The sequence below is a fragment of the Pseudomonas sp. SC3(2021) genome (assembly GCF_019856535.1).
GTDB lineage: Bacteria > Pseudomonadota > Gammaproteobacteria > Pseudomonadales > Pseudomonadaceae > Aquipseudomonas > Aquipseudomonas monsensis.
Genome location: NZ_CP082236.1, coordinates 3,828,197 through 3,841,896, shown reverse-complemented (window position 1 = coordinate 3,841,896; position 13,700 = coordinate 3,828,197). Strand labels below are relative to the sequence as shown.

General features: G+C 59.2%; 13 protein-coding genes. 2 read left to right on the top strand and 11 right to left on the bottom strand.

The features are described 5' to 3' along the window. Window positions 1-36 precede the first annotated feature (36 nt). The 6 genes from K5Y35_RS17180 to galE all read right to left on the bottom strand — a co-directional run bounded on the left by K5Y35_RS17180 (window position 37) and on the right by galE (window position 6,238). Window positions 37-2,115 (bottom strand): YjbH domain-containing protein, encoded by a 2,079-nt coding sequence (locus K5Y35_RS17180; protein ID WP_222832419.1) that lies wholly within the window; start codon window positions 2,113-2,115, stop codon window positions 37-39. Continuing rightward, on the bottom strand, window positions 2,112-2,870 hold the full coding sequence (locus K5Y35_RS17175) for a capsule biosynthesis GfcC family protein (RefSeq protein WP_222832418.1): 759 nt from the start codon (window positions 2,868-2,870) through the stop codon (window positions 2,112-2,114). Before K5Y35_RS17175 ends, K5Y35_RS17180 begins: the two co-directional genes overlap by 4 nt. Then, window positions 2,870-3,535: a YjbF family lipoprotein gene (locus K5Y35_RS17170; protein ID WP_128614880.1), complete on the bottom strand. Its 666-nt coding sequence runs from the start codon at window positions 3,533-3,535 to the stop codon at window positions 2,870-2,872. Before K5Y35_RS17170 ends, K5Y35_RS17175 begins: the two co-directional genes overlap by 1 nt. An 11-nt stretch (window positions 3,536-3,546) precedes the next feature. Then, entirely contained in the window at window positions 3,547-4,608 is a 1,062-nt protein-coding gene (locus K5Y35_RS17165; protein ID WP_123462003.1) for a polysaccharide biosynthesis/export family protein, read from the bottom strand. Window positions 4,609-4,752: 144 nt separating this feature from the next. After that, complete coding sequence (locus tag K5Y35_RS17160) at window positions 4,753-4,989, bottom strand: hypothetical protein (protein ID WP_007910552.1); 237 nt, start codon at window positions 4,987-4,989, stop codon at window positions 4,753-4,755. A 232-nt stretch (window positions 4,990-5,221) separates the two neighbouring features. Beyond that, the gene (gene galE / locus K5Y35_RS17155) at window positions 5,222-6,238 is read right to left on the bottom strand and encodes a UDP-glucose 4-epimerase GalE (RefSeq protein WP_123462001.1); all 1,017 of its coding nucleotides are present in this window, start codon (window positions 6,236-6,238) and stop codon (window positions 5,222-5,224) included. A gap of 393 nt (window positions 6,239-6,631) precedes the next feature. Here galE and galU point away from each other — a divergent pair, with 393 nt between their 5' ends. Continuing rightward, window positions 6,632-7,465 carry a UTP--glucose-1-phosphate uridylyltransferase GalU gene (galU, locus tag K5Y35_RS17150; RefSeq protein ID WP_123461999.1) on the top strand — a complete coding sequence of 278 codons (834 nt, stop codon included), beginning with the start codon at window positions 6,632-6,634 and terminating at the stop codon, window positions 7,463-7,465. Window positions 7,466-7,494: 29 nt separating this feature from the next. Next, window positions 7,495-7,908 carry a mannose-1-phosphate guanylyltransferase gene (locus K5Y35_RS17145; protein ID WP_123461997.1) on the top strand — a complete coding sequence of 138 codons (414 nt, stop codon included), beginning with the start codon at window positions 7,495-7,497 and terminating at the stop codon, window positions 7,906-7,908. Window positions 7,909-7,951: 43 nt separating this feature from the next. Here K5Y35_RS17145 and K5Y35_RS17140 read toward each other — a convergent pair whose 3' ends face one another. The 5 genes from K5Y35_RS17140 to K5Y35_RS17120 form a co-directional block, all read right to left on the bottom strand. Further along, window positions 7,952-9,082 carry an SGNH/GDSL hydrolase family protein gene (locus tag K5Y35_RS17140; RefSeq protein WP_222832417.1) on the bottom strand — a complete coding sequence of 377 codons (1,131 nt, stop codon included), beginning with the start codon at window positions 9,080-9,082 and terminating at the stop codon, window positions 7,952-7,954. A 123-nt stretch (window positions 9,083-9,205) separates the two neighbouring features. Next, window positions 9,206-10,252, bottom strand: a complete 1,047-nt coding sequence (locus K5Y35_RS17135; protein ID WP_128614885.1) for an acyltransferase family protein — start codon at window positions 10,250-10,252, stop codon at window positions 9,206-9,208. A gap of 12 nt (window positions 10,253-10,264) precedes the next feature. Beyond that, a complete protein-coding gene (locus K5Y35_RS17130) occupies window positions 10,265-11,368 on the bottom strand; it encodes a hypothetical protein (protein ID WP_123461990.1) in 1,104 nt (367 codons plus the stop codon). Continuing rightward, window positions 11,359-12,591: a phosphoribosylaminoimidazole carboxylase gene (locus tag K5Y35_RS17125; protein WP_222832416.1), complete on the bottom strand. Its 1,233-nt coding sequence runs from the start codon at window positions 12,589-12,591 to the stop codon at window positions 11,359-11,361. The genes K5Y35_RS17130 and K5Y35_RS17125 overlap by 10 nt, the downstream gene beginning before the upstream one ends. Beyond that, on the bottom strand, window positions 12,588-13,700 hold the full coding sequence (locus tag K5Y35_RS17120; RefSeq protein ID WP_222832415.1) for a polysaccharide pyruvyl transferase family protein: 1,113 nt from the start codon (window positions 13,698-13,700) through the stop codon (window positions 12,588-12,590). The genes K5Y35_RS17125 and K5Y35_RS17120 overlap by 4 nt, the downstream gene beginning before the upstream one ends.

The following is a 13,700-nucleotide window of genomic DNA, read 5'->3' as shown; positions in this document are numbered from 1 at the left end:
CTCCCACAGGTTTTCGGGTGTTTCGAAGATCCGCGCTTACTCGGTGATCTTCTCGAAATTGCGATAAAACATGTCCCTTTCCCGGCTATCGGTCATCGAGTGCAGCTGATAGCCGCGATTGAGCCGCGCGCCGCCGTCACGGGTCAGCGGTGCCCATACCAGGTTGGCGCGGCGCATGGTCGACATGCTCATCATTTCGTCGAACGGAATCGACAGGTAGATACCCTTGTCGAAACTACCCTCGCCATACTCGGCACTACCAGCGGTGGTGATCGTCGCCCACGCACCAAAGCGCACGCCGTTGAAAAACTCTCGCGAGATATCCAGCGTGCCGCCCCAGTCCCCAGCCAGATAACGCCCGACGCTCACCGCTGCCAGCGTATCGAACGGCAAATCGGTATACGCCGTGACATGCCCGGTCACCACCGAGTAATCACGCAGGGCAAAACCCTGATCGAAATCGCGTTGACGCACCCAGTTCAGATCCGCGCCCACCGACCAGCGCTCACCGGTCGGACGGAACAGCACTTCACCGCCGACCCCGGCGAACATCGACTCCAGATACCCACCGTAAACCATGCCATACAGGTCTTTATCCAGCTGCTCGGCATGGCTGACCTGGAACAACGGCATGGTCGTGTTGGACGTGGTCAGGTACTGACGCAAATCCGTACGCACACGCGGCAAACCACTCGGCGCGTCATAGGTGAATTTGTCGAAGTTGTTCGCCAGGTTGGCACTGAGCAAACCGCTCCACCAGGTATTGCGGTTGAAGCGGTATTCAGCGTCAGCATCGGCACTCAACTGATAGAGCAAGCCATCCGGGCCGCCGACGTTCTGTTTGAAGCCCAGCCCCACGCCATAGCTGAAGTGCTGCGGCGCTTCGGTGTAGAGGGTTTTCTCGTTGTGCGGCATGGCCGGGTTGATCTCGGTGGTGCGGTGCAGCGACTCCAGTGGCTCTTCGTTGTTGATCACTTCGCGAAAGGTCTGACGCGGCACGCTGGTTTCTTCCAGCGGCAGGTCGTAGCGTTTGTTGACCACGGTGAACCAGTTGATGTCGTCGTTGACGCTGTTATCGAGAACCCGGCTCGCACGCCCCACCGCTTTGGACGAGTGGAAGTAGCGCTGCTGTTCGCCATACACGATCAGCTCGGAATCACGCTGCGCGATGCGCTCGACTTTATAGCCGGCATTCTGCTGCAGGCGCTGCGAGACGTTGGCCCAGTCGACCTGATCCGGCGCCGTGGTCGGCGCCTTCGCCGGCAGCGGCTCAGGAGTCGGATCGTAGGTCTTGGCCGGCGCCTTGCGGCTGACGAAGTTGGTGTGGAAAGTCACGCCGAACATCGCCGTATTACCGCGCTCCCACGCCGCGCTGACATCAACCGAATCGGTGACCTTGAACACCGCGCCGAGGTTGATCGGCGAGTCCTGCTTGATCTCATTGTCCTTCGGCTCGTGCTTGTAGTCGTTGCCTTCAAATTCGAGTTTCAGGCTGAGACGATCCCACGGCGTCTGATAGCTCACGCCGCCGAAGAACGACGGCCGGCCGCGAAAGTACGAACCCGAGTTGACGTCACCGGTGCCTTCGAGGGCCGGCCGGGTATCGAAGCGATCACTGACGTAGCCCAACGGGTTGTCGAGGTCGCCGCGATTACCGAGGTATCCCCAGGCAATCCCGGCGCTGAAATCGAAATTGTCGTAGCGCTTGTTGGCGACGAAAAATTCACTGGAAAACAAACCGGTACCGCCGATGTCTCGGAAGCCCAGCGCCACGTCGGGCAGCCAGTGGCTTTCCTGCCACAGCCGGACTTTGACGTCGACCGCCTTGTCCTTATAGCTTTGACTACCGCTCAGGGCCTCAGAGCCGTACGGCCGGTTGGTGATCGCGGTGTAGCGAAACGAGCCTTCGAGCCAGTCCAGCGGCTGCAGCGAAACGCTGTAGCGGCTGTACGGTTCGGTGCGGTTGGCGTTGACGCTCAACTCGCCGGCCGGGGCCATGCGCGCGGTGGGCGTCTGCAACAGACCGGTGCCACCGAAGTCGTTCTGAGTAATGCGTGGTTCGGCATGCACCAGACCACAAGGCAATAACAACACAGCTGCAAAACGTAACTTCAACGAACCACCTCGGCCAGCTGCGTGGCAATGAATTCGGCCAACTGCTGATTCAGTTCAGGAAGAGGCGGATCCAGATCATCATTTTTCACCGGCACCAGAATCTTGCTGCCGGCCACCGGGAATTGCCCGGACTCGCGATTCCAGTGCGCGATGCCGACACGCCGCGACACGCCATTGGGCTGGATCAGCCACAGGTAATCGGCTTCGGCATCGTCCAGAATCGCGCAGCCTTGCAGGTATTCACGGGCCTCCTGCAACGGCTGATACGGCAAGTGGCACGGCTCGGCGACTGCGCCCAGCACTTGCACTTCATCGACACGTTTCGGGTAGATCAGACGATCGCCGTCATCGAGGCGAATGTTGCGCGCGAAGCCGACTTCCAGCGCCACCGGATCGAGGTCGGCAATCTGCCGGCCCGTTACCGGCATCTGCCGCACGTCTTCGGCCAGACGCCGGGCTAGCGCCACACGACTCGGTCGATCAAACAACACCGCCATGCGCTGCAGCACGTCGAGGTCAAACAGCACGCCGACCTTCAGCCGTGTCTGCTCCTCAATCAACGACTGCCGCAGCAATCCGCCCGCCAGCCAATAGCCTTCGGCATTCGGCACCGCTTCACCGATCACATCGAGCAAGCGCCCGCCCGGTGGCAACTCGACCGGTCCGGGATTGGCGACATCGCCCGTCACCGTGACGGCCGCCTGACTCACACTGGCGACCAGCATCAGGCCCGCCGATAACAATTTCAGGCGCATCACGGCAGGTGCCTGCGATCAGGGGTCAGTTGCACAACCTTGACGCGCAACTGCGAGGTCAGTTGCTGCTCGCTCTGCAAGATGAAACCGTCACGCGGGTCGACCCAGTAACGATTGGTCGCGCGCAGGCCGATGGCCGGGGCGTCAATCTGCTCATCGACACGCAGCACGGTGTATTCCTTGTCGAGAATCTGCAGGGTTTGTTCGGATCGGCGCGAGAAGCGGCTGTTGACGATCACCCCGACTTCCTGGCCCTTGTAGAGGTCGATCCAGCGCCGCGTGGTGAAACCGTCGGCGACGTGATGCAGGCCTTGTTTGAACGGCGAGTCATCGGCCAGCCGCGTGCCATCGAGATCGCCTTCCAGGCCCAGGCCAATGCTGCGCACGGCGAGGCCATTACGCAGTAGCAGCACCTGTTTGCCGGAGGCGACCCAGAACTGCAGGTCTTCACGCTCGCGCACCAGCGCCAGCACCCCCGAGCCGGACGGCGTGGTCAGTTTCAGCTGCGGGTAGTTGACCGCGGCCACTTCGGCCGCTGACACGTCGACTTCATCCGGGCCAACAACCGCCGCTTTAAGGTTATTCAACGAAGCGCTCATCAGCGGGTTACAGCCACACAGCAACGAGGCCGCCATCAGGCACAGGCCAACTTTCAAAATGTTCAAAGTCGGCGACCTTATTTGCTGTTGTTACTGTATTCGCTCCAGTTCTTCGCAGCGGAAGCGCCAGTGCCGACAATCGATGCCGACGGCACCAACTGGCTGATCAGACGGTTCCAGCGAGTCACGTTGGCCGGCCCGACATACACCACGTCCTGGGGACGCACTTCGAAGTGCGAAGCGAGCGCCATGGCGGTCGGCGATTCGGCTTCGAGCTGATAGATCTTCGCCGGCTCGACGTCGAGGTTTTCCACGCCGCGAATCACATACACCGCATTGCCGTTGGAGGTGGTCTGGCTCAAGCCGCCGACCGAACCGAGGACATCGGTGAGGTTCATGGTCGCGGTCTTGAAGCTCAGCGCGCGCGGCTGATTGACTTCACCCATGACGTAGATGCGCTTGTTGTCGTTGTACGGCAGGTACAACTGGTCGCCGCCCTTGAGGTAGACGTTCTGCAACTGCGAATCCTGCTGATTGAGCGAGTCGAGGTTGAGCGGATAGGTGCGCCCGTTGCGCGTCAGCAACAGCCCGGACAAGTCGGCATTGTTGGTGTCGATGCCGGCCGAACCGAGGGCTTCGACCACACTCAGCGGATTGGTGGAAATCGCTTGCGGGCCGGCCTTGGCCACCGCGCCGGTGACCACGACTTTCTGGCTGGCGAAACGCAACACCGCCACGTCCACTTGTGGCTCGGCGATAAACGCCGACAAGCGTTGTTCGATGTCCGAACGCAGTTGCTGGATGGTCCGGCCGGCGGCCTGGACTTCCTTGATAAACGGGTAGTAGAGCGTGCCGTCGGAGCGCACCAGTCGGCCGTTGGCGTCGATCTGTTGTTGCGCGCCGGACGGGGCCGTCAGCTCCGGGTGATCCCACACCGTGATGTACAGGACATCGTTGTTGCCGATGCGGTACTCGGCGGGCGTCGCCAACAGTTCCGGCGGCAACGACTCACGCTTTTGCGTGGCGCGGTTCATCGAGATCAGCTTGGGCGTGATCGGAATCAGCTCGACCCGGCTGCTTTCGCTGGCACCCTGGCGGGTAATGCCACCGGTGCTCAGATATTGACCGGGGGAAAACATGCAACCTTGCAGAGCGAGACTTGCCAACATTAAAAGATAAACACTACGAGTCATAATGGCACTACGCTATTCAAGGGCGAATCTAAAAACAAAGTCACCCGACTTGCGTCGGGCGACTTTGTACTGCACTAACAAATGTTCCTGTTAGTTATGCGTGCCGGTGGTACCGGTGGTACCTGTGGTACCGGTAGTACCGCCGTTGGCACTGCCACCGCTGTTGGACGCCGCTACAGCACTGGCGACCATTGCAGTACTGGCTGCAGGCGCTTGAGAAGCCGCTACATTGCCACCTACATTGGTCACCGCTGTCAGCGGCGCTTCAGCGGCGGCAGCCCAGTTGCTCAACATCGTCAACAGGGCAACTGCCATTACTTTTTTCATATCAACTCCTTTCTAACATTCGACCTGTTAAAAAACCGGTCTGAGTTAGAGGTGGTAGCGTTCAAGTCCGCAAAAAGCGCGAACAAGATCCGTTGTTCTTTCACAGTCTTACCCAACTGATAAAAGTCGAACGGCAGGTTTATATCTACGGACTTGCAAAAGGCATTTCCAGCGTATTTTCCCGACGATATCTAACACCTGACCGAAACTAACATTCAGTATTAGAACGACATCATTCGAGATAACCGCGAGGATGGTTCGATTGCCAGCGCCAGGTGTCGGTGACCATGTCCTGCAAGTTGCGCGTGGCTTTCCAGCCCAACTCTTTGGCGGCCTTGGAGGCATCGGCCCAACTCTCGGCAATATCCCCGGAACGGCGCGGCATCATGCGATACGGCACCGGTTGCCCGCAGGCCTGTTCGAACGCGTGGAGCACTTGCAGCACGCTGTAGCCATCGCCCGTGCCGAGGTTCCAGGTATGAATGCCGGTGCGTTCAGCGATGGACTGCAAGGCCTTCAAGTGCCCGTCCGCCAAATCGACCACGTGGATGTAGTCACGCACGCCGGTGCCATCCACTGTCGGGTAATCGTTACCGAAGATCGACAACTCCTGAAGGCTGCCGACCGCCACCTGGCTGATATAAGGCACCAGATTATTCGGGATGCCGTTGGGGTCTTCGCCCATATGCCCGCTGGCGTGGGCGCCGATCGGGTTGAAGTAGCGCAGCAAGGCGATGCTCCAGCGCGGCTCAGCCTGACTCAAGTCACGCAGCACGTTCTCGACGATCAGCTTGGACTGGCCGTAGGGATTGGTCGGGTTGCCGGTGGGGAAATCCTCACGGATCGGCATCTGCTCAGGCTCGCCATACACCGTCGCCGAGGAGCTGAACACCAGACGAAACACCCCCGCCGCTGCCATCGCCTGGCACAGGTTGATGCTGCCGCTGACGTTGGTCTCGTAGTATTCGAGCGGCTTGCGCACGCTCTCGCCCACGGCCTTGAGCCCGGCGAAATGCAGGACGGCTTCGATGGTGTGCTCGCGGAAAATCCGCTCGAGCAGTGCCCGGTCACAGACATCGCCGCGGATCATCCAGGCACTCTTGCCGCAAATGCTTTCAACGGCGTGCAACGCGGCTTCGCTGCTGTTGCAAAGGTTATCCAGTACGACAACTTCATAACCTGCTTCAAGCAGCGCAAGTGTGGTGTGCGAGCCGATATAACCGGCACCACCCGTTACCAGAATCTTCATAGCGCGATCCGTCTTTGGATGAGTGACAAGTAGCGTGTCAAGCCTGATTTATTGAAGATGTGTCACACACCACATAAATAAGGCGACAACAACCGGAAACAAAACTAGTTCAATGACTGGCAATAAATATTTTTGCAGGTCACACTGTATTGCCCGCTACTTATTAGCACTCCCCGCGCACTCATCACTATCAACAGATACCGACTAAAAATAACTAATACCGCACTTACCGACATCTCATAACATTGTCATGTTTTACCGCTACGACTAATTGCCATCAACAACCTGACTCAGGTATTAAAGCAGTCGTTCAACAATATTATTGAAACTTGCACGCCCTGTATGAGTGCGCGCATCTGTTGCCTGTGTTCCATGACTGTCCAGGATACTTTTATGATTCGTAAATGTTTGTTTCCCGCTGCCGGCTATGGCACGCGTTTCTTGCCGGCCACCAAAGCCATGCCGAAAGAGATGTTGCCGATCGTCAACAAGCCGTTGATCGAGTACGCCGTTGAAGAAGCACGGGACGCCGGCCTGCAACACATGGCCATCGTCACCGGCCGGGGCAAGCGTGCGCTGGAAGACCATTTCGACATCAGCTACGAACTCGAACACCAGATCCGCGGCACCGAGAAAGAAAAGTTCCTTGCCGGCACTCGCGAGCTGATCGACACCTGCACCTTCTCCTACACCCGCCAGGTGGAAATGAAAGGCCTCGGCCACGCGATTCTCAGCGGCCGCCCGCTGATCGGCGACGAACCCTTCGCCGTGGTCCTGGCCGATGACTTGTGCCTGAACCTCGAAGGCGACGGCGTGCTCTCGCAGATGATTCAGCTGTACAAGAAATTCCGCTGCTCGATCGTTGCCATCCAGGAAGTGCCGGCCGACCAGACTCACAAGTACGGGGTGATTGCCGGCGAGCTGATGTCCGACGGCATCTACCGGGTCAACAACATGGTGGAAAAACCGGCGCCGCAGGACGCCCCGTCGAACCTGGCGATCATCGGCCGCTACATTCTCACGCCGGACATCTTCGACCTGATCGCCGACACCCAGCCGGGCAAGGGCGGTGAGATCCAGATCACTGACGCGCTGATGAAACAGGCGCAGAACGGTTGCGTGCTGGCCTACAAATTCAAAGGTCTGCGCTTTGACTGCGGCGACGCCGAGGGTTACCTGCAGGCGACCAACTTCTGCTACGAAAACGTTTACCTCAAGGGCCGCTGAGACGGCGCCCTTCACCCAACGAGGCCACCATGAACATTGCACAACATTCCGTAGAGATTGAACGCGAGGTGGGTAACCTCGGGGTGATGAGCTGGTTGTCCCGCCATCAGCCGTTGCCCAGCGCCAACGAGTCCTGGCTGGGCACGATTCTGCTGGTGGAGCGGATTGGTGTGTTTCCGGCGTCCGGGGACATTCGCCGGCCGCTGCGCGATCCGTACCCGCTGCTCGCGCATTTGAAAAAGCTGTATGGCGAGCAGGCGCTGGAAATGGATGATCGCGATGGTCTGAAAGTCATTTTCAGCGACTGGCGCTTTCGCGTGCGTATCTGCTGCAACGACCCGGCGATCATCATCAACGTGGAAACCCGTTGTGATACACGGCTGATGCCGCAGAAGATTGCGGAGTTGCTCGAGCAAGTCGACGCCTTCACGCAGGACGTCTGATGCCTGACCCATTCCCCCTGCAGGAGCTACAGGGGGTTTGTGGTTATTTCGGGAGGGCGTCGCACCGATCCTTGACGCCCATGATCCAGCCATAAAAGTAATCGGCAATCACCTTCCCACCCGTGGCCGGCACCGGATGAATCTTGTCCGGGCCGATCATTGCCGCCGCGTAGCGTTTGACGTCGGGGCCGAACGCACATTGCAGATTGGCGTAACCCAGATGCTGCGCGCGCGCCCAAGGCTCAAGCACCTGTGCATAGGCTGACATCGGATAGGCGCTGGAACGCGTGGTGTCCTGGCGCATGATCAGGTTGATGCTCGCCTTCGGTTGAATCTCGCGCAACATCCCCACCAGCCCCTGAACGTTCTGCAGATACTGCGCTGGCTTCACGCCGAAACCCTGATCGTTACCGCCGAGCATGATCAAGTAAACATCAGCGGGGATCTTCGACACGGCAGCTTTCCACTGCACCTGCCATTGCGGATCCTGGTGATAGAAATCCGCAGAGGCCGCGCCCGACGCCGCCAGTTTGGAGACTCGCACGCCGTTCTGATCGTTGCTCATCCACAGGCCAAACAACGTCGGTGTGCCCTTCACCACTTCCAGCTTGAAGGACCAGTCTTTCGCTGCCGAGAGACCTGTCAGCGGGACTTCCTGAACGCCCGAACCTTCAAGCGTCAACGGCTGCCAGTCTTGCGCAGGCGTCCAGCGGTAGCGGATCTCGCTGGGTTCGCCGTTGCCCAGGTAAAGCAGTTTCGCCTGAGTGACCGCCGTATCAATGCGCGGCGTCGGACTCGCATCCACCTGCAGCCATGCGCCGGGCCGGCCGGTCACCGTGCGGCTGTCCGGACTCGCTTGTCCCAGGTCTGAAACCTTCCAGTCGCCAGCAAAGTACTTGTCACTGCTGCGGGTGTATTTGAAATGCGTGCCGCCGAGCGCCGCACCGTGGTTGAAACCGACGTAACCCGGCCCGGCAAACCCCACCTCCCCTGCCACGCGCTGCACCAGTTTGTTCAGGTAGAAATCCTGCCCGGCGCTGTAGCTGTCGCCGATCACCGAGACCGACAACACCTTGCCAGCCTTGCCTTCACGCCACTGGGCAAAACGCTCGCGGGCATCGCCTACCTGAACCACCGACGCTGCGACGGGATGCGCATCATCTACTGCCAACATGCAAAATTTCCTTCCGTCTGAAATGGCCCCTTCGCGAGCAAGCTCGCTCCCACAGTGGATATCTGCAAGTCATCCCTGTAGATGACCACAATCCCTGTGGGAGCGAGCTTGCTCGCGAAGCTCTTAGCTGTTTTGCGTCTGCACCACCGGGACGATGGGCGCCGCCGGTTTCTTCTTCGCCACCCGCTCGCCAAGAAACAACACGGAAGTGAAATTGAACCGGCTGAAAATCATCGACAACACCACCGGCCCGAGCAAACCAAAGCTCAAGCCACCGAGCACCAGCAAGCTTTCATCCTTCACCCCCAACCGACCCAGCACAAACCGCGACGTCGCCGCGAACAGCACATGGAACAGGAAGATCGCGTAGGAATAACCACCGAGCCAGGTCAGCGCCTTCGAGCGCACATCGCTCGACAGCAAGGCGATGCACGACAGGCAGCCCACGGTCAGACCGATCAGACTGCGACGATCGACAATCAACTCACGATCAATTGCCGCGACGTACAGCAACGTCAGTGAGATCAATACAAACAGCACCGGCCCGATCACCTTGAAGCGCTGCTTCAGCGCGTCGACGTTCTCCTGGCCAATCATCCCCGCCACAAAAAACGGCAACAGGTAGATCGCGCCATTGATACCGAACGCATCGAGCTTGAACGGAGGCAACAGAAACAACAGCGCCGCCAACGCGAACAACCCATACAGCCGTGTCGCCGAGCGCAACATCCCGCGCCACTCCAGCAACCCGACAAACATGAAAATGATGAACACCGCCTGCAAGAACCAGAAGTGGTTGATCGGCACCCAGAACGACAGCAACGCGTCGACTACCCCGACCTCCTTGTTCACCCCGGGGCCCACCGCCTGCAACACCGAAAACGGCACGCCGACGCAAAACAGCGGCACGATCAAGCGTCGCACCTTCCCGCTGAAGAACGCAGAAAAGTCATTGCCACGGATTTTGTAGATCGAATAGATGTACCCGGAGATGAAGGTGAACAACGGCATGCGCACGTACACCATCGAGTCGGCAATCACCCGGAACGGCGAGCCGATGTCGATTTTCAAACCACCGCCCAGCGGCCCGATGACGTGATAAAGCACCAGCAACAGGCACGCCAGCCCGCGCAGGGTTTCGATCTCCAGGGACTTTTTCTTGCTCGACATAAAGCACCTGCCTCAATTCAGAATGCGTGATTCAACCTGCACCGGTTTGTTCGCGCGCAGCATCAAGCCAAGCCCGACGAACAACACCGGCACCACCATGGAGAAGTGCCGGGCGAAGGAACCGAAGTCCGGCTCGAACAAGCCCTGCACCAGCAGAAACGCCAGCGGAATCGCGATCAGTTCCTTGGGTTTGGTCTGGATCGGTGCGCCCTTGTAATCAGTCGAGGTGATGACCTTGAACAGCAGCAGCGCGGTCATGATCATCAACGCGACGAAGATCACCTGCCCCGGTCCGGACAGCAGAATCAGCTCCACCGGAAACGACAGCCGGAAGAAGATGATCATCGAGTCCAGCGCTTGCGAAACGAAGTCGCTGCCGCTGAGCCACGACACGATCAACGATTTCGAGCCCTCCTCCCCCGCCGTGCGCAATTCGTTGTTGCTCGCGCGAATCGACGACACCGGAAAGCCCAGCGCTATCTGGATCGCCATGGCCACAGCGAGGTAGAACAGGAACAACATCAGGAAAAACGTGGTGCGTGACACGTACTTCTTCATCACACAGACGCCGACCCACGACAGCGAAAACAGAATCCAGTAAGGCCGGATCAGCACGCCGTAGATCACCGCCGAGAGGAAAAAACCGCCGCGATATTTGCGCGTCAACGCGCTGAGCAGAATGCTCAACACTGCCACCGACACAATGATTTCCTTGGTCAGGTTCTCCAGAAAAAACGAGCGAACGATGCCCCACAGGCACAAGGTGCCGAAGATCGCCAACGGCATGCGCCGAAATACCACCACCGGAATCGCCGTGAGGAAAAAATTGCAGAACATCCCGTAGGCCCAGGCGTTGGTCAGGTTGATCCCGGTGGGCCGCAGCAGGAACGCCGAACACTCGTAGGACGAGCGATCCGGCGAGAACGGGTTCCAGAAATTGCAGTTGTCCGCCCTGGCATAGGACGACCACAAGGTCATGGCATCCGGGCCCGGATCGCGGGGAATCAGCAACGGCATGGCCACCGACAGAAACAGCCCGGTGAACAGGATCAAAAACGAAAGCGAGGAATCGAGTTTTTTGCCGCGAAACTCGATGCACGGCAATTTCAGGCCCATGACAGTGCAGCCTTTTTCGCCCCGGTCACGCGGGTCAACACGGCAATCACCACCAGTTGCACGATGATCGCGAAGACGTTGCCCCACGCCGCGCCGTAAATCGAATAGTGCTTGATCAGCAGGTAGCTGACCGGCACCGACACCAGCACGCAAATGGCCGCGCTGGCCAGCGACACCCGGCTGTTTTTCGAGGCGATCAAACCGCCCCAAACGATGTCGCCAATCGCACGCAAGGCAAAGGAAACGATCAGCACACCGAGGATTCCGTTATCCGGACGCGGCACGCTGGTGGCGACGTAATCGAGCACCACGTTGAAGAACAGATAAATCGCCACCGCCACCGCCACCGAGACCACCAGCGACCGTGCGACCCATTTGTTGACGAACAGTTGCCGGAGCGTGAACGCCTGCTGATCAGCCTGAAACCGCTTGGCCAGCACCGGGATACCGACCACCGCCACCACCGCATACGACAGCGCTTGCAAGGTGTTGGCCGCCGACCACGCGTACACGTATTTACCGAGGCTGGCATAGGGTTCCAGATCGACGATCAGAAAGCGCTCGGCGTACTGACTCAAGGCGATCAAGCCAGTGCCGAGATAGAACGGCAACCCGGCCCTCCACACAGTAGCGGTGGCCAACGGCCCGGCCACGCGGCCCTTGTGCACGTTCACCACGATCAGGTAACCGGCGACGATAACCAGCACGTTGGCGGCGACCCATAGCCACAACACACTGGCGATCCCCGGCACCCAGCCGAGCATCATCCCGCCCACCGCCAACAGCGCCCACAGGCCGGTCTTGATAAAGAACAGCAACGCGCCGGCGGTGGCTTTCTGCGCGGAAAAGACGAAGGAGTTGATTTCGAATGACAGGTGTTCGGTGAGCAGCACCAGCGTCACGCAGAGAATCAGCGCAACCGTCGCGTCCACCGTCTGGAACAGTGAGTAAATCAGCACGGTCAGCACCGACAACAGCAGTCCCACCGCCAGATACAGCAGCAGGACCCGGTCGACCACCCGCCGCGAACTGCCGCCGACACTGATCAACCGGTTGATCTCGGAACTGAAACCGACGCTGTAGAACTTCGACGCGATCAACGACGCGGCGACCACCACACCGTAAAAACCCAGCGCCTCATAACCGAGGTAATGAGTGATCGCCAGCACCAGCAAGAACTTCGCGCCTAAGGCTCCGCCGCGAAGCAACAGCCGCAATATCATCGAACGATACCTTTGATGATCTCGTCCATGGCCACGGTTTTTGCCTCGATCTCGCGGCAGGTGTCGGTCAGGCGCTTGCCGAAACCGGCCAGTGCGTTCGGTTTGTAAACCGTGTCGATGATGGTGTCGACGTTGATGTCGCCGCCGTTGATCACCCAGTCCTCGACACCCATGTCCTGATAGGCGCCAAAGCCTTTGCGCTCGTAGCTGATGTGGTACGCCGGCACGCCGGACAGCAGCGATTCAATGGCACCGTGCAGACGCACGGAAATCACCAGGTCCGGCTGATATTTGGCAATCGTCGCCTTCAACGACAACAGGTCTTCGGTGATGCCCAGTTCGCGATAGAACGCACCGTCATCGTTGCCACGCACGGCACTTTGTACGGCGCACACCACTTTGCTTTTGTTCTTCAGGCGCTGCAGCAGCAGCTTCAGGTTGGCCACGTAGGCGACTTTCTTTTCCTTGCTCCACTCCGGCGGCTTGCGCAACACCACGCACACGGTGGCCGGCGACGCGGCGCAGCGGGTGAACTTCGGTTGCGCAAGGATTTTGCTCGCCAGCGACTGCACGGCCAGGTCCGGTGCGCGGTAGACGTTTTCGCAGGCGTCAAACATTGCCGAGGAACGATTGTCACGGACAAACACCGCGTCTGCGCTGGCGTAATGTTCGACGATCTTGCGGCTCTCGCCATGGAACGGACCGATGCTTTGCGGCAGGTACACCGACGGCACTTTGCTGAGGATCGCGGTTTCCAGTTGCTTGGCGTGGCCGAGTTTCAGCTTGATGTGTTCGAAGGCGCTTTTGGAGCGCATGTAGCCGCCGCCGACGCCAACGATCAGGTCGGTTTTCTTCAACAGATCAGCCAGCCCGGCGTAGGACTGGTTGAGGAACACCGCTTGCTTGACCCGCCCCAGCCCCTTGGCTGCCATCACCGGCGCGTCGAAACGCGGGTGCGGCAAGTAGTTGAAAGACTCGGGATCGGACGCCACGACACTGATCGCCGTGTCGTCGCCAAAGTTGCGCTGCACCAAGGCAATGGCCAGGTCGACGAGCAGACCGTCACCGGAGTTGGACGCACTGTAGCCATGCAAAATCGTTACGTTCAT

What these genes read in the sequence shown, in the direction of transcription:
- K5Y35_RS17175 (WP_222832418.1), bottom strand. Translation starts at nt 2,870, where the DNA reads ATGCGCCTGAAATTGTTATCGGCGGGCCTGATGCTGGTCGCCAGTGTG.
- K5Y35_RS17165 (WP_123462003.1), bottom strand. Translation starts at nt 4,608, where the DNA reads ATGTTTTCCCCCGGTCAATATCTGAGCACCGGTGGCATTACCCGCCAG.
- K5Y35_RS17160 (WP_007910552.1), bottom strand. Translation starts at nt 4,989, where the DNA reads ATGAAAAAAGTAATGGCAGTTGCCCTGTTGACGATGTTGAGCAACTGG.
- galE (WP_123462001.1), bottom strand. Translation starts at nt 6,238, where the DNA reads ATGAAGATTCTGGTAACGGGTGGTGCCGGTTATATCGGCTCGCACACC.
- galU (WP_123461999.1), top strand. Translation starts at nt 6,632, where the DNA reads ATGATTCGTAAATGTTTGTTTCCCGCTGCCGGCTATGGCACGCGTTTC.
- K5Y35_RS17145 (WP_123461997.1), top strand. Translation starts at nt 7,495, where the DNA reads ATGAACATTGCACAACATTCCGTAGAGATTGAACGCGAGGTGGGTAAC.
- K5Y35_RS17140 (WP_222832417.1), bottom strand. Translation starts at nt 9,082, where the DNA reads ATGTTGGCAGTAGATGATGCGCATCCCGTCGCAGCGTCGGTGGTTCAG.
- K5Y35_RS17135 (WP_128614885.1), bottom strand. Translation starts at nt 10,252, where the DNA reads ATGTCGAGCAAGAAAAAGTCCCTGGAGATCGAAACCCTGCGCGGGCTG.
- K5Y35_RS17130 (WP_123461990.1), bottom strand. Translation starts at nt 11,368, where the DNA reads ATGGGCCTGAAATTGCCGTGCATCGAGTTTCGCGGCAAAAAACTCGAT.
- K5Y35_RS17125 (WP_222832416.1), bottom strand. Translation starts at nt 12,591, where the DNA reads ATGATATTGCGGCTGTTGCTTCGCGGCGGAGCCTTAGGCGCGAAGTTC.
- K5Y35_RS17120 (WP_222832415.1), bottom strand. Translation starts at nt 13,700, where the DNA reads ATGAACGTAACGATTTTGCATGGCTACAGTGCGTCCAACTCCGGTGAC.